A 24,251-nucleotide genomic window follows, 5' to 3' on the forward strand; every position below is an offset into this window, starting at 1 on the left:
AGAATGATTGCTCAATCTAAAGGTCTTTAAATATTATTATGAGATTCCTTTTTTCAAAGGAATTAGTTTAGTGTTGTAATTCTTCCTCACCATCCATTAAAGGAACGTTTTGAGGTACAAAATCAACATCATGTCCTGGTTTACTGTAATCGTAAGACCAACGGTAAACATGAGGTATATCTCCTGGCCAGTTACCATGTATGTGCTCAACTGGAGTAGTCCACTCTAAAGTGTTTGATCTCCATGGGTTTTGTTCTGCCTTTTTTCCAAAGAAAATAGAAACGAAGAAATTCCATAAATATACCAACTGAAATGCTCCACCAACGATAGCAAACAATGTTATCACTACATTCGCATTAGTTAGATCATCAAATAATGGGAAATTAGAATTTGTATAATAACGTCTAGGCAATCCTGCCATACCTATAAAGTGCATTGGAAAGAAAACTCCGTAAGCACATATAGCTGTTACCCAGAAATGTAAATATCCTAAGTTTTTGTTTAGCATACGACCAAACATTTTTGGGAACCAATGGTAAATACCTGCAAACATACCATACAATGCTGATATACCCATTACCAAGTGAAAATGCGCAATAACGAAATACGTATCATGTACGTTAATATCTAAAGCACTATCACCTAAAATGATTCCTGTAAGACCTCCTGTAATAAAAGTAGAAACGAAACCAATAGAAAATAGCATTGCTGGATTCATTTGTATGTTACCTTTCCACAAAGTAGTAATCCAATTAAAAGCTTTTACTGCGGAAGGTATTGCAATTAATAAGGTTGTAAATGTAAATACAGACCCTAAGAATGGATTCATTCCTGAAATAAACATATGGTGTCCCCAAACGATTGTTGAAAGGAATGCAATTGCAAGAATTGACATTATCATTGCTCTGTAACCAAAAATCGGTTTACGTGAGTTAGTTGTTATAATTTCTGAAACCAATCCCATTGCAGGAAGGATAACGATATAAACTTCTGGATGTCCTAAGAACCAGAATAAGTGTTCAAATAAAACTGGTGAACCTCCTTGGTAATGTAATACTTCTCCTTGTATGAATATATCTGATAAAAAGAATGATGTACCGAAACTTCTATCCATTATTAATAATAAACAAGCAGATAATAATACAGGGAAAGATACAACACCAATAATAGCTGTTACAAAGAATGCCCAAATTGTTAAAGGTAGTCTAGTCATAGACATTCCTTTAGTACGTAAATTAATTACTGTTACAATATAGTTTAATGACCCTAGTAATGACGAAGCAATAAAGATAGCCATTGATACTAACCATAATGTCATACCCATACCAGAACCTCCTGATGCCATAGGCAAAGCAGATAATGGTGGATAGATTGTCCAACCTGCTGCTGCTGGTCCTGCTTCAACAAATAATGAAATAATCATTATTACACTTGATAGGAAAAACAACCAGTATGAAACCATGTTTAAGAAACCTGATGCCATATCTCGTGCTCCAATTTGCAACGGAATTAATAAGTTACTAAATGTACCACTCAATCCTGCTGTTAACACGAAGAATACCATGATAGTACCATGAATGGTTACTAATGCTAGATAAATATCTGCATTCATAACACCATCTGGAGCCCATTTACCTAATAATGCTTCAAAAAGAACATTAGGCTCTTCTGGCCAAGCAATTTGCATACGAAACATTATTGACATTAAAACACCAATAACTCCCATAATAGTACCTGTAATAAGATACTGTTTTGCAATCATTTTATGATCTTGACTAAATATATATTTAGTTACAAAAGTCTCTTTATGATGATGTCCATGATCGTCGTCGTGTGCGTGAGTATCTGCGTGTGCTGACATAATCTATTTTCTTTTTTTTAATCTTTTTATTTTGTTAAAGAATCTTTGAATAATTTTTGCTCTTTCATCCAAGCATCATATTCTTCTTGAGTTTCTACTATGATCTTCATTTGCATGTTGTAATGAGATGTTCCACAAATCTTATTACATAATAACAAGTAATCAAACTCATATAACAATTCTTGACCTTTAGCCTCTATTTTTTCTTTATTTCCAAGTCTAATCGAATTAATATTTGCTACTTTTTCTTGAATATCTGGATTTTGACGCATATCTGAAGTTGTAACAGATGGCGTAAATCCAAATTGAGTAATCATACCTGGAACACAATTCATTTGAGCTCTAAAGTGTGGCATATAAGCAGAGTGTAATACATCTTGTGAACGCATTTTAAAGAGTACTGGTCTGCCAACAGGTAAATGTAACTCTGTTGTGATGACATCATCTTGTGCATTAGGATCAGATTCATCTACACCTAATATATTAGCTCGATCAATATCAATCAATCTTACGTTTGCCATACCTAGTGTATTATCTTCTCCTGCATAACGAGCTTTCCAGTTAAACTGCTGTGCATATAACTCAACAACAATTGTGTCTTCAGTCTCTTCAACATTCATAATACTTGTCCAAGTGAATAAACCCCAAATAATTAAAGCTGCTAATACTACAACAGGAATAAATGTCCATATTGCTTCAAGTGTATTGTTATCTGCATAAAATAATGCTTTACGTCCTTTCTCTCCTTTGTACTTGTATGCAAAGTAGTGTAGTAAAAATTGAGTAATTGTTTGTACAATGAATATCAGAATCATTGAGATAATCATTAAATTATCTAAACCTGGTCCATGTTCTGAAGCAGAATTAGACATTAATGGCAAATCTCCTAGATACCAAAAACTAGCGATAGTAATGGCATAGATGAAGACTAAAAATCCCATCATTAAGTAAGCATTAATTGTATTGTCTTTTTCTGTAGCTACTTGGCTATTTGATGAACCTACTTGAGCTAGATCAAAGATTTTGACCATTTGCCAAATTGCAATAGCTATAAAAAGTACTATTATAAGTGTTAAAAAAGCAGTCATTGTTGTTTCTGTTCTTTATATTTTATTAATAATGGAAATGTTCACTTTCTTTGATGAAAGGGTTACGTTTTGGCTCTAGTGGATGTTTTGTTAATGCAGTAAATACAATAAAGATAAATAACCCAGCAAAAAGTAGAATTGAACTAATTTCTGGAATACCTATAGACCATTGATCTCCAACCGTAGCTGGCATAATCATATTGAAAATATCTATATAATGCCCACATAAGATTATAACACCTGCCATGATTACAAACCAAGGAATACGTTTATAATCACTATTCATCAATACCAAAAATGGGAATACAAAGTTCATTACAACCATTCCTAAAAATGGTATTTGGTAATCTTGAAAACGTGTTACAAAATATGTTACTTCCTCTGGAATGTTAGAATACCAGATCAACATAAATTGAGAGAACCATAAATATGTCCAGAAAATACTAAACCCAAACATGAATTTAGCTAAATCGTGTATATGACTATCGTTTACTTTAGGTAAATACCCTCTAGATTTCAAGTATATCGTAACCATTGAGATTACAGTGATACCACAAACCATCATTCCTGCTAATACATACCATCCAAATAATGTTGAGAACCAGTGAGGATCTACACTCATAATCCAATCCCAAGACATCATAGACTCTGTATATAAAAAGAACACTAAGAATGCTGCAGAAATACGAAATGTCTTTACAAAGTTTTTATTATCATCAGCTTTATCTTGAGCAATTGAATACTTACGAGAGAAATGTCTATAAAGAAACCATCCTCCAATAAATATTAATCCTCTAATAATAAAACCCCAGATATTTAACCAACCTGTTTTACCTGCTATTAATTTATCATGTGCTACTACCTCAGGATCCATCCAAACAAAAATACTGTTGTGACCAATAAAGTGTGATAAAGCAGCAATTAATAAGACTATTAAAGCTCCTGGTAACATATAAGCTGTTATTCCTTCCATAACTCTTAATAGTAAAGGAGACCAACCAGCTTGTGCTGCATACTGTACTGCATAAAAAGCTAATACACCAAGTGCAATCATAAAAAAGAAAAATGCTGCAACATATAAAGCTGCCCAAGGTCTTTTATGCATAGCATGCATGACGTGATTAACATGTTTTGTGTGTTCATCTACTTCTGCGTGAGCATCACCATGACCATCTGAAATAGCATGATCTGCAGTTTCAGCATGCGCTTCTGTTGTATGTGATGTTTCAGTAGCATGAGAATCTTCAGCATTAGCGTCGTGATGATCAGCTGCTTCTCCATTATGAGATTCGCTAGCTAACATCGTCTCTACCTGAGTAAAATCTTTGTTAGATGTTACAAAACCAATGACAACACCAATAGCTCCAATGATCATTAGGCCTATTGCGACTGATTTTAATTTACTTGAAAATGTATACATATCTATATATAATCTTTATCTATCTTATTTTTCTAAGTCTGCCTTCAATTCCAAAACATAATTGACAACTTGCCAACGCTCTTCTTCATTTAATTGATTAGCGTAAGAACCCATTGCATTTTTTCCGTAGTAAATCGTATGATAAATACTACCTTGAGTAATCGCTCTTCCTGCATCATCATAGCTAGGGACACCTAAAATCTTTTCTCTTTTAACAAGTGTTCCTTTACCATCACCTTTCTTACCATGACAAATTCCACAGTAAATATCATATAACTGACCTGCTCTCAATCTATCGATTTGAGTAGAGTCTAATGGACTCATAAGCGATGACTTAGCTAATTGATAACCATCATTTGTATTTGCTATTTCAAAAGGCATGTGACCTCCTCTAGGTATTGAGCCTTCTGCTGGCAATTGAGCCTCAACTCCTCCAGGAAAAGCATCAGATTCCTGATAAGCTTCATAGCTTACAGGCTCATACATGTTTGGCATAAATTGGTAATTAGGTCTTGAATTCTTTTGACAAGAAACAACACTTGCAAATACCATTAATACTACTACTATTTTAAAAACACTTTTCATCTGTATCAATTAATGCGTTTTATCAATTAAATTAATTTCTACTGCTCCAGTTTCTTTCAACAAATTAGTTAATTCGTTTTCATTTCCATGAACAGGGATTTCCATTAAAAAATGATCATCAGTAGTTCTTGGATCTGGATTCTCAGCTTTTTTAAATGGCCACATTCTACTTCTTAAATAAAATGTGATTACCATTAAATGCGCTGCAAAGAATACGGTTAACTCAAACATGATTGGTACGAATGCAGGCATGTTTTCGATGTAGCTAAAACTTGGTTTTCCACCAATATCTTGAGGCCAATCTTCTATCATAATGAAATTCATCATCACGATTGCAACAGTTAAACCAACACAACCATACATAAATGATGCAATAGCTATCCTTGTAGGAGCAAGTCCCATCGCTTTGTCTAGTCCGTGAACTGGAAAAGGCGTATATATCTCTTCAATGTGATGTCTTGCTGCCTTGACTTTTTTGACAGCATTCATTAAGACGTCATCATCTGTATAAATAGCGTGAATTACTTTTGAAGCTTCCATGTACTATTTTTAGTTTATTAATTTTTTAGCTTGACCAGACCAATCATCACGTTCTGCTCTTCCTGGGAAGGACTCTGTAATATCGTCTAACAAGTCATATTCTCTTTTTGTCATTTTACTAACTTGAGCGTAAGTAAAGATTCCAATACTATTAAGTACCTCTTCCATTTTTGGACCGATACCGTTTATAACTTGCAAATCATCTACAGTTTGAACGGTTGAATCAAATGTTCCAACACCTTTTAATAGATTGTCTAACTTTTCAGTTTTATCTTGTCTAGGTTTGATTGCTGTTGTTTCTTCTTCAATTTTTAATACTGAAGTTCTTTCATCAGAACCAGTTCCAACTAAACTATCTCCTCGCTCTCTTATCTTTTTATAACGTTCTCCTGAAGATTTCAAGATGGTCTTAACTTCTGCTTGAGCAATCACTGGGAATGTTCTCGCATAAAGTAAAAATAATACAAAGAAGAATCCGATCGTACCTATAAATATTCCAATATCAACAAACGTTGGAGAGAACATTGTCCAAGACGATGGTAAGTAATCTCTATGTAAAGATGTTACGATAATTACGAAACGTTCAAACCACATCCCAACGTTTACAACGATAGAGATAAAGAATGAGAACATAATACTCGTTCTTAATTTTTTAAACCACATGAACTGAGGTGAAAATACGTTACAAGACATCATCATCCAGTAAGCCCAAGCATAAGGACCTGTTGCTCTGTTTAAGAATGCATATTGTTCATACTCAACTCCAGAATACCATGCTATAAATAACTCTGTTATATATGCCACACCAACTATAGAACCTGTAATCATGATTACGATGTTCATTAATTCTATGTGTTGTACTGTAATATAATCTTCTAAATTACACACTTTTCTCATAATAATAAGAAGTGTGTTTACCATGGCGAAACCAGAGAATACTGCTCCAGCAACAAAGTATGGAGGAAAAATCGTTGTATGCCAACCTGGAATTACTGAAGTAGCAAAATCAAATGATACAATAGTATGTACAGATAGTACTAATGGTGTTGCTAAACCTGCAAGTACCAAAGATACTTCTTCAAAACGTTGCCAATCCTTAGCACGTCCAGACCATCCAAAACTTAGTAATGAATATATTTTCTTCTGAAAAGGCTTAATGGCACGATCACGTAGCATCGCAAAATCAGGTAATAAACCAGTCCACCAGAAAACTAATGAAACCGATAGATATGTAGAAATCGCGAATACATCCCAAAGTAGTGGTGAGTTAAAGTTTACCCAAAGTGAACCAAATTGATTAGGAATAGGCAATACCCAATATCCTAACCATGGACGACCCATATGAATAATTGGAAATAAACCTGCCTGAACTACTGAGAAAATTGTCATAGCTTCTGCAGAACGGTTAATGGCCATTCTCCATTTTTGACGGAATAGTAATAGTACTGCAGAAATCAATGTTCCTGCGTGACCAATACCAACCCACCAAACGAAGTTAGTAATATCCCAAGCCCATCCTACGGTCTTGTTTAATCCCCAAGTACCGATACCTGTAGATACTGTATAGATAATACACCCAATTCCCCAAAGGAATGCGACAAGTGCGATTGAAAATACAATCCACCAAGCTTTGTTTGCTTTTCCTTCTACAGGTGCAGCCACATCCACGGTAACATCGTGATATGATTTTTCTCCTGTAACTAAGGGTCTTCTAATAGGTGCTTCGTAATGAGACGCCATAATCTATTATAATTGTTTCTTAATTAATTTTCTCTATGCTTCTGTTGTATTTCTCACTTTAGTATGATACTGAACATTAGGTTTAGTACCAACACTTTCTAATAAGTGATACATACGATCATCTTCTTTAAGTTTTGCAACTTCACTCTCTTTATCATTGATGTCACCAAATTTCATTGCTCCACTACTACAAGCTGCAGAACAAGCGGTTTGGAATTCACCATCTTTTATAACACGACCATCACGTTTTGCATCAAGAATTGTTTTTTGTGTCATTTGAATACACATAGAACATTTTTCCATTACACCACGAGAACGTACTGTCACATCTGGATTTAATACCATACGACCTAAATCATCGTTCATATGATAATCAAACTCATCATTTTTATTGTATAAGAACCAGTTGAAACGACGCACTTTATATGGACAGTTGTTTGCACAATAACGTGTACCTACACAACGGTTATATGCCATATGGTTTTGTCCTTGACGACCATGTGATGTTGCAGCCACAGGACATACAGTTTCACAAGGTGCATGGTTACAATGTTGACACATTACTGGTTGGAAAGCAACTTGAGGATTATCTGCTGGATGTTCTAATTCACCAAAACCACCTAAAGATCCTTTGTCTCCCCAAAGTCCAGAAAACTCGTCTTTTTTAGTATCATCTTCAGCAAAAGTATCTTCTGAAGAATAATATCTATCAATACGCAACCAGTGCATATCACGACTACGTCTAATTTCTTCTTTACCTACTACTGGTACATTATTTTCTGCGTGACATGCAATTACACATGCTCCACATCCTGTACAAGAGTTTAAGTCTATAGATAAGTTAAAGTGATGTCCGACTGAACGATCAAACTCATCCCATAAATCTACTTCTGGAGATGTTATTTCAACTTCTTCATGGTTTAAAGATACTGTTGGTACTTTATTCCAAACATTTCTATCTTCTGTACTAAATATTTTTAAAGTAGTCTCCTTTATAATATCACCACGACCCATTAATGTGTTTTGCAACTGCACACATGCAAACTCATGCATTCCTGCTGCTTTCTTAATAGATACGTTTTGTGCTGTATTAAAATCTTGGTATAACGGGTAAGCGTTAACACCAGTCATCATTTCTTCTTTTAATCCTGCTGTTCTACCATAACCTAAAGATAAACCTATAGATCCATTAGCTTGTCCTGGTTGAATAATTACAGGCACATTATTAACAGTTACTCCATTTACAGTTACATCTGCATAACTACCATCTAAAGCTCCTGTTGCTACATGCTTATTTTCTAATCCTGCTGTTTTTGCATCTGCAGCAGATATTGTTAAATAGTTATCCCATGATGTTCTTGTAATAGGATCTGGAAACTCTTGTAACCATGGGTTGTTGGCGTCTTGACCGTCACCCATACCTACTTTAGTATATAATGACAACTCCAAACCTTCTGACTTAGCAGAAGATGCTAAATTTCTTGCTGCGCTTCCTGCATTAATTGCAGTTGCACCAGCTGTACCATTTAAACCACCTGTTGTTGTAGTTGCAGATGATGTAGTCGTTGAATACTCATCTTTATCTTCATCCTTAATACCAACACCTACAGCAACATCATGAATTACGCCTCCAAGGAATGTTCTATCCTTTTTATCATTTAATTCCGAAGAAGTTTCCGTAGTTGTAGTTGATGCTCCATTTGGTGCACTAGAAAAAGTATCAGAAACGTAAACACCATCTTGTAATGCTTTATTGAAAGATCCACCAGACCAACCTGATTTGATATATTCTCTGTATGTTTTATCACTTCCTGTCCACTTTAATAAAGCGTCTTGAAATTGACGTGTATCAAACAACGGACGAATAGTAGGTTGCATTAAACTGAAATGCCCTTTCTTAATTTCTACGTCTCCCCAAGATTCTAAGTAATGAGGTGCAGCAGCGATATACTCGGCTTTTGTAGCTGTTTCATCTGCCTTCATAGAGAAAGCAATAGATAATTCTGTTTTTTCAAGACCTTCAGCAAATTCCGAAACATTAGGTAATGTATACATTGGGTTAACACCACTCATGATGATACCACCAACACGTCCAGCTTTCATATCTGCTACTAATTTAGTAACAGCTGTATTACTACCTTGTCTTGTTAATATAGGTGTTGAAGTCTCAAACGCTTTACTGTTCAGTTTTTCGTTAATTGCTAATGCTACGGTTTGTGCATTGACATCTTGAATTCCTGTTACTAAAACTCCGTTACTACCCGCTTTGTTTAATTCTGAAGCAGCATTTTGAACTGCTTTATTTATGTTTTCTGGTAAATCTGTTTGTGCAGATCCTCCAACTACTAAACTATATAATTTAGCTAATACTTGTTTTTGTTGACTTGGCGTTAATGGTACACGTTTATCCGCATTTGCACCAGTTAATGACATATTTGATTCAAACTGAATATGTCTAGACATTTTTCCGTTCTTCGGAACACGTCCTTTCGCATATCCTGAATCAAATCCACCACCTTGCCAATCTCCTAAGAAATCTGCTCCAACTGAAACAATTGTCATTGCTTTAGAAAAGTCATAACTCGCCAAACCACGAGTTCCATAACTCCCTTCAAAAGCGTCTAATGCAGGAGATTCTGAAACCGCATCATATATAACGTGACGTACATTTCCGTATTTAGATTTAAATTCTGAAATTAATCTTGACGTTGACGGACTAGCATAGGTTTGTGTTAATAACACAATCTCTTTACCCGCAGTTTTTAAATCTGTTAATTTCTGATTAGTTTCAGTATCAAAAGTAGACCATAAGATGTCTTGACCACCTTTCATAGCACTTTTAACTCTCAAACTATCATATAATCCTAAAACAGAAGCGTTAACTCTTGCATTAGCACCATTATGTGTTTTTGCTAAATCGTTGTTTTCAATTTTGATAGGACGACCTTCACGTGTTTTTACTAAAACAGATGCAAAATCAAACCCATTAGCAATTGTTGTTGCATAATAATTAGCAACACCAGGAATAATTGATTCTGGCTGAACTACATAAGGGATTGCTTTAATCACTGGTCCTTCACAAGCAGCAAGTGATGCTGCTGCAGTACTAAAACCAACATACTTTAAAAAGTCACGACGCGTAGTAGAAGACGACTCTAAAGTCTCTTTATCTCCCAAAAATTCATCCGTAGGTATTTCGTTTACGAATTCATTTTGTTTTAGCGTCTCAACAATAGAGCTATTTTCGTTTAGCTCTTCAACACTTTTCCAGTATTTCTTGTTTGATGACATATTATATAATTGAATTACTTCTTATTAAATTTATTGTTTTAAATCCTATTTCTAAGATTACCTTTTCAAAGGTTACTAATATCGTTTAGATTAATAGTGACACTTACCACATTCTAATCCACCCATTTGAGCAGCTGTAAGCTTATCTACACCATATTTCTTAGATAACTCATCATGTATTTTTGTGTAATACGCGTTACCTTCTACATTAACATTTGTTTCTCTGTGACAGTTAATACACCATCCCATTGTTAAAGGCGCGTGTTGATACATCACTTCCATTTCCTCAACAGGACCATGACAAGTTTGACATTGTACACCAGCAACTTCAACGTGCTGTGAGTGATTGAAATAAGCAAAATCCGGAAGATTGTGTATTCTAATCCATTTTACTGGCTCAGTTACTCCTGTATATGTTTGCTCAGCTTCATCCCAACCGACAGCTTTGTATAGTTTTTGAATTTCAGCATTATAATCAACACCATATTCATCCATACCTTCTTGCTGAGTTTCGTCTGCAACTTGGTAAATTGATTTATGACAGTTCATACAAATATTCAAAGAAGGAATACCTGAATGCTTACTAACTCTAGCAGATGAGTGACAGTATTTACAATCAATACCGTTATCACCAGCATGAATTCTATGTGAGTAATGAATTGGCTGCACTGGTTCGTAACCTTGATCTACTCCAATTTGCGATAAATAACCATATACAAAATATGCACTTGCTAATAAAAAGAAAATCACAGTCACTAAAACCAAAAATTGATTTTGTACAAATGCTTTCCATATAGGAAGACTCTTATCTTTTTGCGCAGCTTCAATACCTTTTTCTTCAGCAAAACGATTTAATGTTTTTCTAACTAAAATTAAAGCAATTGCAAGTAAAGCAAATAAGATTGCTAATGCACCTAATATTAGTTTGCTTGAAATCCCTCCTTCTGAAGAACCTCCACCACCAGAAGTTACTTCATCTACTACAACCTTCTCTTTAGCTGGCTCAGCAGTATAAGCTAGGATATCTGAAATATCTTGATCTTCTAGTTGCGGGAACGCAGTCATTGCAGTTCCGTTGTACTCATTGTAAACCTGATTCGCATAAGCATCTCCAGATTTAATCAATCCTGCACTGTTACGAATCCACTTATCTAACCAATCTCTACCTAGACCCTGTTCATCTTCTAAACGCGATTCTACATTACGAAGTGCAGGACCTGTCATCTTTCTATCTAGATTATGACATGATGCACAATTAGTATTAAATATAGTTTTTCCCTTAACAGGATCGCCTTCTTGAGCGCTAAGTGAAGTAGAAAACGTAAGTAAAATAACCAATCCTAAGTAAGGAATTTTTGAGGCTAAATGTCGGTAAATCACCTGTATCATATTGTTAGTTGGATTATCTTCTAAACTTTGGTACGATTTTTTCATACTACTTTAAAAAAAAGCGTGTGTAAAATCTCCCGCAAAAATAATACTTATAGTCCATTTTTTAAATGTTACAGAACTGTTAATTGATAATTTATAAGGATTCTAAATAATATACGTGGGTTTAATTTAATTAATATTATCAATATTAAAACAACACTTAAAAAAAAACGTTTTCTTTGTAGCAAATTTCAAATTATATGAAACTAAATATTCTAAAAATAACACTCTCACTAATACTCTTTTTAGTGCTTTCAAATCAACTAGTTGCACAAGAAGGTGTAGTTACAATTGATCAAGATAGCGACATTACTAAGTTATTAGAATACAAAAAAGACGTAAAGACCGTTGATTTATATAAAATTCAATTGGATTTCGGATCACGATCTGAAGCAGAGACTCTTAAACGAAAGTTTAGTAATACTTTTGCACAATGGCCTGCGGAAATGGTTTATGAAACGCCTAATTATAAAGTTTGGGTTGGAAATTTCAGTACACGTTTAGAAGCTGATATTGCTTTATTAGAAATCAAAAAGAAATTTTCTAAAGCCATGGTTTTTGAACCTAAAAAAGAAGATTAATTTTAGGTTAAGCTTATTATAAATAAAAAATGCGACTCAAAAGAGTCGCATTTTTTTTGCTTTTATATTTCCGAAGTCATTCAGAAGAAAAATATCAGAATAAATGAAAATTTTATTTACTCTTAAGTTTCTTCTTAACTTCTACTTCTTGAAATCCTTCTATTATATCATCTACTTGAATATCGTTGTAATTCTTTAACTGAATACCACAATCATAACCTTTTGATACTTCTTTAGCATCATCCTTAAATCGTTTTAACGATGTTAATTCTCCAGTATGAATAACAACACCATCTCTAATTAAACGAATACCTGCACTTTTAATGATTTTACCGCTAACAACCATACAACCGGCAATAGTACCTATTTTAGATATTTTGAATGTTTCTCTAATTTCTGCAGTACCAGTAATCTCTTCTTTAAGTTCAGGAGATAACATGCCTTCCATTGCATCTTTAAGATCATTAATCGCATCATAGATAATCGAGTACATACGGATATCGATTTCTTCCTTATCTGCAATTTGACGTGCATTACCCATTGGTCTCACGTTAAATCCGATAATAATCGCATCTGATGCAGTTGCTAATAACACATCACTTTCTGTAATGGCACCAACACCTTTATGTATAATGTTGACTTGTATTTCTTCGGTAGATAATTTTTGGAACGAATCTGTTAATGCTTCAACAGAACCATCTACATCACCTTTAATAATAATGTTTAATTCTTTAAATGTACCTAATGCAATACGACGACCAATTTCTGCAAGTGTTAATTTCTTAGTTGTACGAACATCTTGTTCACGTTGTAATTGCATACGTTTCGTTGCAATTTGCTTAGCTTCACGTTCATCTTCAAAGACATTAAATTTATCTCCAGCTTGAGGCGCTCCATCTAATCCTAATATAGATACAGGAGTGGATGGTCCAGCAGCTTTTACTTCGTGTCCACGTTCATCATGCATGGCTTTTATTTTCCCACTATTTTTACCAGCTAATACATAATCTCCAATTTTTAAAGTTCCTGCTTGTACTAAAATGGTAGATACATAACCACGACCTTTATCTAAGAATGCTTCGACAACTGTACCGCTTGCATGTTTATTTGGGTTTGCTTTAAGCTCTAATAATTCGGCTTCTAACAATACTTTTTCTAATAGTTCTTTGACTCCTGTTCCATTCTTAGCTGAAATATCATGAGACTGGATTTTCCCTCCCCAATCTTCAACTAATAAATTCATTTGTGCTAATCCTTCTTTTACTTTTTCAGGATTTGCACCAGGCTTATCAATTTTATTAATCGCAAAAACAATAGGTACTCCTGCTGCTTGAGCGTGAGCAATTGCTTCTTTAGTTTGTGGCATTATAGAATCATCTGCAGCAACTACAATAATAGCTAAATCTGTTACTTGAGCACCACGAGCACGCATCGCTGTAAAGGCTTCGTGACCTGGAGTATCAAGGAAAGCTATTTTTTGTCCGTTTTCTAATGTAACACCATAAGCACCAATATGCTGTGTGATTCCACCAGATTCTCCTGCGATAACATTTTCTTTACGTATGTAATCTAATAAAGATGTTTTACCATGATCTACGTGACCCATTACTGTAATAATTGGCGCACGAGGTTCTAAGTCTTCTGGTTTATCTATTACTTCTTCAATTGATTCTTCAATATCTGACGTTACAAAATCAACTTTATAACCAAACTCTTCTGCAACAACAGCTAAAGTTTCGGCATCTAAACGTTGGTTCATTGTAACCATCATACCAAGAGACATACATGCTGAAATAATTTCGGTTACCGAAACATTCATCATGGTAGCAACTTCATTAGAAGTTACAAACTCTGTAACTTTAAGGATTTTGCTTTCTGCATCTTCGATTTGTGCATCGATTTCAGTCTGCTCTCTATGTTGATTTCTTTTATCTCTTCTGTATTTTGCGCCTTTTCCTTTACTAGATTTACCTTGAAGTTTTTCTAGTGTTTCACGTACTTGCTTTTGTACTTCTTCTGCACTTGGCTCTGCTTTAACAGTAGATGTTCGTTTACCTGCGGGTGATTTACCTTTGTAACCACCTCTTTGATTTCCTGTTCTATTGTTAGATCTATTATCTCCTCCAGTTGATGGTCCTTTACTAATTCTACGTCTCTTCTTTTTATCTGTATCAGACGCTTTTTTATCCTCTTTCTTTTTAGGTTTCTTAAACTTAGAAAGATCAATTTTTTCACCAGCAATTTTAGGACCAGTAAGTTTTTTGTACTGTGTTTTTAATGTTTCTTCAACAGGCTCGCTACTTTTTGCTTTCTCTTCTGTTTTAGGAGTTTCTTTCGCTTCTTTTACTACCTCTGCTTTTGCTTTTGGTAAATCAGCTTTTTTAACCTCTTCTTTAGCAGGAGTTGCTTTTATTGGCGCTTCTTCCTTTTTAACTGTTTTCTCTACAGCAGGAGCAACCTCTTTTGGAGCCTCTTTTTTTGGAGCTTCCTCTTTAGCTATTTCAGCTTTAGGAATTACTTCTTTTGGAGTTTCAACTTTAGGTGCTTTATCCTTATTCAAGTCTATTTTACCAACTTGTTTAGGACCACTAAGCTCTGCTTTGGCCTTAACAACCTCGCGACTCTTAGCTTCTTTGGCAGCTTTTTCTTCCAATTCACGCTCACGTTGCTCACGTAATTCTTCTTTTTCTTTTAGCTTTGCTTCGCTAACCTCTAAAGAAGCTACTTTTTTATTAGCATCGGTTTGAAATTCACCTGAAAGAATTCCATAAACCTCTTCTGATATTTTAGTATTAGGACTCTTCTCTATGTCGACACCTTTTGATTCTAAAAAATCAACAGCGCGATCTATAGAGATATTTAATTCCCTTAATACTTTATTTAATCTAGTTTGAGCCATAAATTGCTTGTAATATAACTTAAAAATCTATTCTACCAAAATCACCTAAATAAGGCTACTTAGCATTAATCTTCGAATTCTTCTTTAAGAATTCTAATAACGTCAATAATCGTTTCTTCTTCTAAATCTGTTCTTTTCACAAGATCAATAACATCTTGTTCTAGAATGCTTTTTGCTGTATCTAAACCTGCCTTACTAAATTCTGCAATGACCCATCCTTCGATTTCATCTGAGAATTCTGATAATTCAACATCTTCTTCTGCACCTTCTCTAAACACATCTATTTCATAACCAGTTAATTTACCAGCTAATCTAATGTTGTGACCTCCTCTACCAATTGCTTTAGAAACCTCTTCTGGTTTTAATAAAACTTCGGCACGTTTATTTTCTTCATCTAGTTTCACTGAGGTTACTCTAGCAGGACTTAAAGCTCTTGTGATAAACAATTGTAAGTTATTAGTATAATTAATAACATCAATATTTTCATTACCTAATTCACGAACAATACCATGAATTCTAGAACCTTTCATACCTACACAAGCTCCAACAGGATCAATTCTATCATCATAAGAATCTACTGCTACTTTTGCTTTTTCACCTGGTATTCTAACCACATGTTTGATTGTAATTAAACCATCAAATACTTCAGGAATCTCCTGTTCAAACAACTTCTCCAAAAATTTCGGTGAAGTTCTAGACATTATAATTGCTGGCTTATTTCCTTTTAATTCAACACTTTCAATAATTCCTCTTACATTTTCTCCTTTTCTAAAAAAGTCTGATGGGATTTGTTTATCCTTAGGAAGGATAATTTCATTACCATCGTCATCTAATAAAATAATCGCTCTATGACGAATATGGTGAACTTCGGCAGAATAAATTTCCCCTTCAAGCTCCTTAAAGTGCTTATATATATTAGTATTGTCGTGTTCGTGAATTTTAGAAATTAAATTTTGACGTAGCGCTAATATTGAACGACGTCCTAAATCTATTAATTTAACCTCCTCTGCAACATCTTCACCTACTTCAAAATCAGGTTCGATTTTTTGAGCTTCAGATAATGCTATTTCTTGATTAGGTTCTTCAACCTCTTCATCTGCAACTACAATTCTATTTCTCCAAATTTCTAAATCTCCTTTATCTGGATTTATAATAATATCAAAATTATCGTCATCACCATATTTTTTCTTCAACGCATTTCTTAATACATCTTCTAAAATAGCCATTAGCGTTACACGATCAATTAATTTATCGTCCTTAAATTCTGAAAACGAGTCAATTAACGCAATATTTTCCATAATTATGAATTAAAATTTTATTACCACTTGAGCTTTTGATATAGCGTCATACGCTATTTCTGCTTGCTTATTTACTGTTACCTTCCCTTTACCAACTGGCTTAGGCTCTCTTGTTTTCCACTCTAAAAGAATAGTTTCCTCATTTGCTTGAGTCAACGCTCCTTCTATTGTTTCATTCTCTTTGGTCTTTACGCTTAACGTTCTACCAATATTTTTCATGTATTGCCTCATATTTACCAAAGGCTCTGTAGCTCCAGCAGACAACACCTCTAAAGAAAAATCTTCCTCTTCTCTATCTAAATTATGTTCAATTGCGCGACTTATAAATATACAGTCCTCAACTAAAACACCATTATCACCATCAATAATAATTTTTATTGAATTATCTGGCAACACGTCAAAACTGATTAAAAACAGGTCTTCACGCTCTTCTAAGGCTTCGTCTAATAAGTTTTTTACGGTATCTCTGAACATTTTTAGTATAAAAAGAGCGGACTTCTCGTCCGCTCATTATTCTTTTTTCTTCAAACAACGCTGCAAATATACAACATTTTTATTGATTTTCACAAGTCATTAAGTCTCGTTTTTTATTCTTAAATTTATATAATCATAAACAACTCTATCAATATGAAAAAAATACTAGTTCCCACAGATTTTTCAGCAGAAGCAGAAAACGCCTTAAAAGTTGCTGCGCAAATAGCAAAAAAGCATAACAGCGAGATTTATTTACTGCATATGTTAGAAATTCCCATGCAAGACATTGATGCTGTAAATTCTCATGCAGATGTACCAGAAGTTATGTTTTTTATGAAAATGGCTCATCAAAAATTTGAGGATATCATGAATAGTGACTATTTAAAAGATATCACAGTACATGAAATTGTTAAACCTGATGGCTCATTTAACGGTATTTCTGAAATCTGTAAAGAACATGGCATTACAATGATTACAATGGGCTCACATGGCGCAAGTGGTATTAAAGAAATGTTTGTAGGATCAAATGCAGAAAAAGCAGTAAGAAACTCTGATGTACCTGTATTAGTTATTAAAAACAATCATGTTGATTTCAGTATAGATGATATTGTTTTTGCATCAGATTTCAAAAATGACAATAAAGAAACTTATCGTCAAGCCACAAAATTCGCTACAGCTTTTGGAGCACAATTACATTTACTAATGGTTAATACTGCTAGTAATTTTACAACGACATTAAAAGCAAATGATAGAATCGATGAATTTATAAGTGATAATAGTTTTAAAAATTTCACCATAAACATTTATAATGATGAATCTGTAGAAAAAGGTGTTCTCAATTTTTCTAAACATATTGATGCAGACCTAATAGGGATTAGCACTCATGGGAGACAAGGCATTGCTCATTTCTTTAATGGCAGCATTAGTGAAGATCTTGTAAATCACGCCAAGAGACCAGTGATTACGTTTAAAATTTAATTTTAAAATTATCAAAATAAAAAAGTCCTTACTAAATTTAGTAAGGACTTTTTCGTTTTTAGTTGGCCTACTAGGTTTCGAACCTAGACTCTTCTGTACCAAAAACAGATGTGTTAGCCAGTTACACCATAGGCCAATCTCTTTAAGAGGATGCAAATTTATAACAAAGTTTCACTTGTGCAAACAATTTTTTATAAAAAAATCAAAAAATGATAACGTTTACTTAAAATAGGTAATGCTTTTGATAATTATTGTTAATTTCGCTCGCATTAAATAGACTTGTTTATGACACATTTCAACTTCAAGAAATGGAATACCATTTTAGGATGGCTTGCCTTTACTATAGCTTTAATTACTTACGCACTAACGATAGAGCCTACTGTTAGTTTCTGGGATGCAGGAGAATATATACTCACCTCTTCAAAATTACAAGTAGGACATCCACCAGGAGCACCTTTATTTCAAATGTTAGGAGCTTTCTTTTCTATGTTTGCTTTAGAGCCTGCACAAATTGGTGCCATGCTAAATATGATGAGTGCAGTATCAAGTGCATTTACAATACTATTTATGTTTTGGACGATTTCAATATTGTTGCGTAAACTAGCAAAGATTAAAGATGAAAAATTATCTAAAAACACATCTATTGCTATTTTAGGAAGTGCTTTAGTTGGTAGTTTAGCGTTCACTTTTACAGATTCTTTTTGGTTTAATGCTGTAGAAACTGAGGTTTATGCGATGGCAACTTTAATCATGGCTATTCTGTTTTATTTAGGATTACGATGGGAAGAAGACATGCACAAGCCTAGAGGTCATAGATGGTTAATCTTAATTGCATTCGTTATTGGATTATCATTTGGAGTTCACTTTATGGGACTATTGACAATCCCAGCATTAGGATTAATCTATTATTTTAAAAATTATAAAAAAATCACTGTAGTCAATTTCATATTAGCAAATGTCATTGCTGCTGCGATCTTGCTTTTTATATTCAAATTACTACTTCCAAATGCATTACTTCTATTTAGTGCTTCGGAAATTTTCTTCGTCAACACCATTGGTCTCCCCTTTAATTCTGGATCAATAATTACTGGAATACTTTTGATTGCTGCGTTCTATTTCGGATTAAAATACACTCGTGATAAAGGATACAAATACGCAAATACATTAACGCTTTGCTTAATCTTTATATTTATTGGGTTTTCATCATGGGTGATGTTACCTATTCGTGCAAATGCTAATGTGATTATTAATGAGAATAATCCATCAAGTGCCAGAGAATTATTAGCCTATTATAATTTAGAGCAATATCCTGAAACACATTTGTTTTACGGACCATTGTTTACAGATCAATACACTGGTCTTGATGAAAACAATCCATATAAAGATGCTAAACCTAAATATGAAAAAGATTACGTCAAAGGCGAATATGTTATAGTTAACAAGTGGAAAAATGCCGAACAGCGCTACAATTCAAAGCAAGCCTCTATTCTACCAAGAATGTGGAGTACTGAGCATGCAGAAAACTATATGATGTTCACCGGTTTATTAGATTTTAGGATCAAACCTGAATATCAAATGGAAAACCAAGTACGACAATTGGTTAATGAATTTAAAAATGAAGTTGCTCAAGGCAAAGTCGATTATGAAGATTATCATAACTTCTTAAAACAGTTTGGTAGAGACTTTCTAATCATAGAAAAACCATCATTTGGTGATAATCTCTATTATATGATAGATTACCAGTTGGGTTATATGTATTGGCGCTATTTTATGTGGAACTTCTCTGGACGTCAAGATGATATTCAAGGTAAATATGATGATTTACATGGAAATTGGATAAGCGGAATTAACTTTATTGACGAAGCTCGTTTAGGCATATCGCAAGAGAATCTTCCTAGTGATGTTGCAGACAATAAAGCAAGAAACACCTATTATATGTTACCTTTAATTTTAGGCATCATAGGCTTTTTATTCTTATTAGGACGCGATCCAAAACGTTTTTGGGTATTACTCGTTTTCTTTTTATTTACAGGATTAGCCATTCAATTCTATACCAATGTGAGACCTTTTGAACCTCGAGAAAGAGATTACTCTGTCGTAGGTTCATTCTATGTGTTTGCGATATGGATAGGTTTTGGAGTGTATGCTATTTTTGATATGCTTCGGAAATACACCAGCTCCAAGTTTTTAGCTCCTGCAATAACTATAGTCTCTCTCATATTAGTTCCTGGGATTTTAGCTGCAGAAAATTGGGACGATCATGACCGATCTGAAAAATATACAGCACAAGCTATGGCTCGAAAATATCTCGAATCCTGTGCGCCAAACGCTATACTATTTACCATTGGAGATAATGATAGTTTCCCATTATGGTATTTACAAGAAATAGAAGGCGTGAGAACAGATGTTCGTGTGGTAAACACTAGTTTATTTCAAACCGATTGGTACATCGATCAAATGAAGCGTAAAGCCTATGAAAGCGACCCTATTCCTTCACAGTTAACACATGATCAGTATAAATATGGTACGCGTGATTATATCATGAAATATGAAATCACTCAAGACACTATGATGATTAAAGAGTACATGAATTTCATATCTAATGATGATCCTAAATACACTCTTAAATATGCGATGCAACGTAAAGGAGAAGATCCAAATGGATATCCTGAACAATTACAAAACTCAAACTATTTACCTACATCTCATGTAAGAGTTCCTGTTAATAAAGCCAATGTTTTAAAATACGGAATTGTTAAAGAAAAGGATGCTGATGAAATAGTACCATATATTGATATTAATATTTCTGGAGGCGCATTATACAAAAACAGGTTATTAATGCTAGATATCATTGCAAACAATGATTGGAAACGTCCTATATATTTTACAGGAGGTGCATTTAGTGATGATGACTATATCTGGATGAAGGATTATTTACAACTCGACGGATTATGTTACAAACTAGTTCCAATAAAAACAGCAGTAGATAGAGCTAATCCTTTTGATATGGGACGTGTGGACTCAGACCTTATGTACGAAAAAGTAATGTCTTGGGATTGGGGAAATAGTGGTAGCGATAAGATTTATCATGATGTTGAAACCCGTAAAAACGGTATCACTTATAGAGGTAATCTTGCCAGACTTTTAGAGCAATTAATAAATGAAGACAAATTAGAAGAGGCAGAAAACATTGCTGATTTAGCAATGGAAAAAATGCCAGTAGACAAGTTTGGTTTCTATACACTTTTAGAACCATACATTAGTGGTTATTACGAAATTGACAAAAAGGATAAAGCAAGAAAAGTATATACTGACGTTACAAGAAAATATCAAGAAAACTTAACGTATTGGAGTGAGTTATCTATAGAAAACCAAACGCGTTATTTAGATGAAATTGTAACAGACATTGAACGCTACAGAAGTCTTGTAGACATCTTAGTGATTTATAATGACAAAGACTTTGCTATACAAGAAACAGAGAAGTTTAATAACTACCTTAAACTATTCAAACACTTCACAGGAGAAGAGGAAGAGGAGGCAAAACCACCAGTAAGAGAAGAACGAGATTTCCCTAAAGATACTATAGATAAAATTTTAGGAATTCAAGAATAAGAGACTGTGAAAATAGCTCCAGTTAAAACACCTATAGTTGCAAAAAAGATGTTCCCAAACTATGTTTGGGACATTGCAACTAATAATAAGGAGTTGTATTTAACTTTTGACGATGGGCCAACTCCGCAGATTACGAATTGGACTTTAGACACTCTAAAGCAATATAATGCCAAAGCCACTTTTTTTTGTATTGGTAATAATGTTGAGAAACATCCTGATATTTTTGAAAACATTATTCGAGATGGTCATACTATTGGCAACCACACCCAAAATCATATTAAAGGCTGGAAAACTAAAACCAAAGATTACATAGAAAACATCAATCAGGCTCAGGTGATTATTGATTCAAAAATCGCAACTCATCAATCTCCAATCTCCAATCTCTTTCGTCCTCCTTATGGACAGATTACACCAAAACAAGGTAAAAAATTACTAGAATTAGGCTATAAAATTATTATGTGGGATGTATTATCTTTTGATTGGGAACAAGATATTTCCGAAGAAAAATGTTTAGAAAATGTTATTTCTAAAAGTAAATCAGGAAGTATAATTGTGTTTCACGATAGTGTAAAAGCATCAAGAAACATGATGTATGCGCTTCCGAAGGTATTAAAAACATTTAGTGAAAAAGGATATATATTTAAAGCGATTTAATTTAGACTAAAGTCCATAACTCAGCGTATTACTAAATATAAAAATGGTCTAATTATAGAATGAGATTCCTGCCTGCGCAGGAACTAAAGATATTCTTGCACGATACCAATCAATGTATTAGCATCTTGCTCTCCACTGTGACGCCATTTCATTTCACCATTCTTATAAATAATGAGTGTTGGCAAGCCTTTAACACGAAGCGCTTCGGCCAATTCCTTGTTTTTATCAACGTCAATTTTAATGACTTTGGCTTTGTCACCAAGAGCTGCTGCAACATCTCTCATTACAGGATGCATTGCTGTAGACTGATCATTTCCTTCTGTAAAGAAATCTAACAAGACAGGAATATCTACATCTATAAGTTCCCCAAATTTTGACATACATTTAAACTTTTAAATCAGATATTTATACACAAACCTACATGGATTTTTGGTAACACTTTAGGTATCACATCTCAATAGGTTCACTCTTACATATATATAAAAATAAACAATTTAAGAGTAAATATAACATTTCTACAATATTATGCGTTATTAGTGCCTTTTTTAAGTGTTATAACAGTTACTTCAGGCCAAATCCCAACACGTCCAGGATATCCTAAATATCCAAATCCTCTATTAACATTTATATATTGTCCAAGTTTTTCATAAATCCCAGCCCATTGCTTATAACGCCATTTCACAGGACTCCATTTAATCCAACCCGGTATTTCAATTCCAAATTGCATACCATGGGTATGTCCACTCAAGGTTATATGATAGTGATAATCATCATGGATTACGCACTCTTCCCAATGACTTGGATCGTGACTTAATAATATCTTAAAATCTTTAGAATCTACATTTGTGGTAGCTTTTCTAAGATCTCCAGCTTTTTTAAATCCACCTTTTCCCCAATTTTCAACACCTACTACAGCAATACGCTGTCCATCTTTTTCGATAAAACGACTTTCGTTAAGTAGAACATCGTAACCCATCGTTTTCTGAATTTGAATTAAATCGGCTAGATTTTGTCTTTTAGCATCTGCTGAAGGCCAATCTACATAATCACCATAATCATGATTTCCCAATACAGAATAGACACCATCCTTAGCTGTTAGCTTACTGAATAAATCTGTCCATGGTACCATTTCAGAAGCTTTATTATTCACTAAATCACCTGTAAAAAAAATAACATCAGATTTTTGTTCGTTAATAAGATCCACACCATATTCAATCTTTTTTCTATTATCAAAACTTCCTGAATGTATATCACTAATCTGTGTTATACGATAATCATCAAATGCTTCGGGTAAATCTTCAAAATGTAAAACGTATTCTAAAACCCTAAATCTATATTTTCCTTTATACATTCCGTAAAGAAGAGACGCAAAAGGAAGTGCTGCAATACCTAAAGCAATCTGGCTAATAAACTTGCGTCGAGAAGGAATGTCTAAGGTTTCTTTAGTGACCAATTTATCATACAAACCCATTGCTCCTCTTATAATATCTTCTCCAAGAAGAATAGGAACTATCACTAGATTTAAAGACATAAAAGCCAATAAAACACCAAAGGCATAACTTTTTGATGGGTTTAATACACGTCCTTCAGCACCTATGGAGAATTGATAGATAAAATTTCCTGCAACAATTACTGCGATAAAAATAAAAAGATAGTGCAACGCACTTGCTTTGGTTACTGTTTTAACAGCTTGAAGTCCGTAAAATGAGAATATAATATAGATTACAACAAAAATAATCCAACGCAACATAAAATGAAGTTTTCTCAAAGATAACCGATTTAAAAACCAAATTAACTTT

At 33.9% G+C, this 24,251-nt stretch carries 17 protein-coding genes and 1 tRNA gene; 4 read left to right on the forward strand and 14 right to left on the reverse strand.

What is annotated here, in order from left to right:
* Positions 1 to 67: 67 nt before the first annotated feature.
* The 8 genes from IM744_RS12405 to IM744_RS12440 all read right to left on the reverse strand — a co-directional run bounded on the left by IM744_RS12405 (position 68) and on the right by IM744_RS12440 (position 11,914).
* Entirely contained in the window at positions 68 to 1,861 is a 1,794-nt protein-coding gene (locus IM744_RS12405) for a cytochrome c oxidase subunit I (protein ID WP_194508472.1), read from the reverse strand.
* 26 nt (positions 1,862 to 1,887) lie between these two features.
* The gene (locus tag IM744_RS12410) at positions 1,888 to 2,949 is read right to left on the reverse strand and encodes a cytochrome c oxidase subunit II (RefSeq protein WP_194508473.1); all 1,062 of its coding nucleotides are present in this window, start codon (positions 2,947 to 2,949) and stop codon (positions 1,888 to 1,890) included.
* Between the two features lie 25 nt (positions 2,950 to 2,974).
* Positions 2,975 to 4,369: a quinol:cytochrome C oxidoreductase gene (locus tag IM744_RS12415; protein ID WP_194508474.1), complete on the reverse strand. Its 1,395-nt coding sequence runs from the start codon at positions 4,367 to 4,369 to the stop codon at positions 2,975 to 2,977.
* A gap of 24 nt (positions 4,370 to 4,393) precedes the next feature.
* On the reverse strand, positions 4,394 to 4,954 hold the full coding sequence (locus IM744_RS12420; RefSeq protein WP_194508785.1) for a c-type cytochrome: 561 nt from the start codon (positions 4,952 to 4,954) through the stop codon (positions 4,394 to 4,396).
* 9 nt (positions 4,955 to 4,963) lie between these two features.
* Positions 4,964 to 5,494, reverse strand: a complete 531-nt coding sequence (locus IM744_RS12425) for a DUF3341 domain-containing protein (RefSeq protein ID WP_194508475.1) — start codon at positions 5,492 to 5,494, stop codon at positions 4,964 to 4,966.
* Between the two features lie 9 nt (positions 5,495 to 5,503).
* Positions 5,504 to 7,234 (reverse strand): NrfD/PsrC family molybdoenzyme membrane anchor subunit, encoded by a 1,731-nt coding sequence (gene nrfD / locus IM744_RS12430; protein WP_194508476.1) that lies wholly within the window; start codon positions 7,232 to 7,234, stop codon positions 5,504 to 5,506.
* Positions 7,235 to 7,267: 33 nt separating this feature from the next.
* Complete coding sequence (locus tag IM744_RS12435; RefSeq protein ID WP_194508477.1) at positions 7,268 to 10,525, reverse strand: TAT-variant-translocated molybdopterin oxidoreductase; 3,258 nt, start codon at positions 10,523 to 10,525, stop codon at positions 7,268 to 7,270.
* A gap of 90 nt (positions 10,526 to 10,615) precedes the next feature.
* On the reverse strand, positions 10,616 to 11,914 hold the full coding sequence (locus tag IM744_RS12440) for a c-type cytochrome (protein WP_194508786.1): 1,299 nt from the start codon (positions 11,912 to 11,914) through the stop codon (positions 10,616 to 10,618).
* A 242-nt stretch (positions 11,915 to 12,156) separates the two neighbouring features.
* On the opposite strand from IM744_RS12440, the gene IM744_RS12445 reads away from it, so the two are divergent.
* Entirely contained in the window at positions 12,157 to 12,537 is a 381-nt protein-coding gene (locus IM744_RS12445; protein ID WP_194508478.1) for an SPOR domain-containing protein, read from the forward strand.
* Positions 12,538 to 12,649: 112 nt separating this feature from the next.
* On the opposite strand, the gene infB is transcribed toward IM744_RS12445, so the two are convergent.
* The 3 genes from infB to rimP all read right to left on the reverse strand — a co-directional run bounded on the left by infB (position 12,650) and on the right by rimP (position 17,208).
* Positions 12,650 to 15,436, reverse strand: a complete 2,787-nt coding sequence (gene infB, locus IM744_RS12450; protein ID WP_194508479.1) for a translation initiation factor IF-2 — start codon at positions 15,434 to 15,436, stop codon at positions 12,650 to 12,652.
* Between the two features lie 65 nt (positions 15,437 to 15,501).
* Positions 15,502 to 16,734: a transcription termination factor NusA gene (gene nusA, locus IM744_RS12455; protein ID WP_194508480.1), complete on the reverse strand. Its 1,233-nt coding sequence runs from the start codon at positions 16,732 to 16,734 to the stop codon at positions 15,502 to 15,504.
* A gap of 9 nt (positions 16,735 to 16,743) precedes the next feature.
* Positions 16,744 to 17,208, reverse strand: a complete 465-nt coding sequence (gene rimP / locus IM744_RS12460) for a ribosome assembly cofactor RimP (RefSeq protein ID WP_194508481.1) — start codon at positions 17,206 to 17,208, stop codon at positions 16,744 to 16,746.
* A 153-nt stretch (positions 17,209 to 17,361) separates the two neighbouring features.
* On the opposite strand from rimP, the gene IM744_RS12465 reads away from it, so the two are divergent.
* Entirely contained in the window at positions 17,362 to 18,186 is an 825-nt protein-coding gene (locus IM744_RS12465; RefSeq protein ID WP_194508482.1) for a universal stress protein, read from the forward strand.
* 62 nt (positions 18,187 to 18,248) lie between these two features.
* Here the strand turns inward: IM744_RS12465 and IM744_RS12470 are convergent.
* Positions 18,249 to 18,322, reverse strand: a tRNA-Gln gene (locus tag IM744_RS12470).
* A gap of 149 nt (positions 18,323 to 18,471) precedes the next feature.
* Here IM744_RS12470 and IM744_RS12475 point away from each other — a divergent pair.
* A complete protein-coding gene (locus IM744_RS12475; RefSeq protein WP_194508483.1) occupies positions 18,472 to 21,798 on the forward strand; it encodes a glycosyltransferase family 117 protein in 3,327 nt (1,108 codons plus the stop codon).
* 6 nt (positions 21,799 to 21,804) lie between these two features.
* Positions 21,805 to 22,452: a polysaccharide deacetylase family protein gene (locus IM744_RS12480; RefSeq protein ID WP_194508484.1), complete on the forward strand. Its 648-nt coding sequence runs from the start codon at positions 21,805 to 21,807 to the stop codon at positions 22,450 to 22,452.
* A gap of 83 nt (positions 22,453 to 22,535) precedes the next feature.
* Here the strand turns inward: IM744_RS12480 and IM744_RS12485 are convergent, their stop codons facing one another.
* Positions 22,536 to 22,832, reverse strand: coding sequence for a thioredoxin family protein (locus IM744_RS12485; RefSeq protein ID WP_194508485.1), 297 nt, complete (start codon positions 22,830 to 22,832; stop codon positions 22,536 to 22,538).
* Positions 22,833 to 22,975: 143 nt separating this feature from the next.
* Positions 22,976 to 24,202, reverse strand: coding sequence for a metallophosphoesterase (locus IM744_RS12490; RefSeq protein WP_194508787.1), 1,227 nt, complete (start codon positions 24,200 to 24,202; stop codon positions 22,976 to 22,978).
* Positions 24,203 to 24,251: the final 49 nt, after the last annotated feature.

Origin of the sequence: Psychroserpens luteus, assembly GCF_015319355.1 — a bacterium.
Classification (GTDB): Bacteria; Bacteroidota; Bacteroidia; order Flavobacteriales; family Flavobacteriaceae; genus Psychroserpens; species Psychroserpens luteus.

Bases quoted from the DNA above. Each gene is read 5' to 3' on its own strand.
- IM744_RS12405 (WP_194508472.1), bottom strand. From the start codon at position 1,861: ATGTCAGCACACGCAGATACTCACGCACACGACGACGATCATGGACAT.
- IM744_RS12410 (WP_194508473.1), bottom strand. From the start codon at position 2,949: ATGACTGCTTTTTTAACACTTATAATAGTACTTTTTATAGCTATTGCA.
- IM744_RS12415 (WP_194508474.1), bottom strand. From the start codon at position 4,369: ATGTATACATTTTCAAGTAAATTAAAATCAGTCGCAATAGGCCTAATG.
- IM744_RS12420 (WP_194508785.1), bottom strand. From the start codon at position 4,954: ATGAAAAGTGTTTTTAAAATAGTAGTAGTATTAATGGTATTTGCAAGT.
- IM744_RS12425 (WP_194508475.1), bottom strand. From the start codon at position 5,494: ATGGAAGCTTCAAAAGTAATTCACGCTATTTATACAGATGATGACGTC.
- nrfD (WP_194508476.1), bottom strand. From the start codon at position 7,234: ATGGCGTCTCATTACGAAGCACCTATTAGAAGACCCTTAGTTACAGGA.
- IM744_RS12435 (WP_194508477.1), bottom strand. From the start codon at position 10,525: ATGTCATCAAACAAGAAATACTGGAAAAGTGTTGAAGAGCTAAACGAA.
- IM744_RS12440 (WP_194508786.1), bottom strand. From the start codon at position 11,914: ATGATACAGGTGATTTACCGACATTTAGCCTCAAAAATTCCTTACTTA.
- IM744_RS12445 (WP_194508478.1), top strand. From the start codon at position 12,157: ATGAAACTAAATATTCTAAAAATAACACTCTCACTAATACTCTTTTTA.
- infB (WP_194508479.1), bottom strand. From the start codon at position 15,436: ATGGCTCAAACTAGATTAAATAAAGTATTAAGGGAATTAAATATCTCT.
- nusA (WP_194508480.1), bottom strand. From the start codon at position 16,734: ATGGAAAATATTGCGTTAATTGACTCGTTTTCAGAATTTAAGGACGAT.
- rimP (WP_194508481.1), bottom strand. From the start codon at position 17,208: ATGTTCAGAGATACCGTAAAAAACTTATTAGACGAAGCCTTAGAAGAG.
- IM744_RS12465 (WP_194508482.1), top strand. From the start codon at position 17,362: ATGAAAAAAATACTAGTTCCCACAGATTTTTCAGCAGAAGCAGAAAAC.
- IM744_RS12475 (WP_194508483.1), top strand. From the start codon at position 18,472: ATGACACATTTCAACTTCAAGAAATGGAATACCATTTTAGGATGGCTT.
- IM744_RS12485 (WP_194508485.1), bottom strand. From the start codon at position 22,832: ATGTCAAAATTTGGGGAACTTATAGATGTAGATATTCCTGTCTTGTTA.
- IM744_RS12490 (WP_194508787.1), bottom strand. From the start codon at position 24,202: ATGTTGCGTTGGATTATTTTTGTTGTAATCTATATTATATTCTCATTT.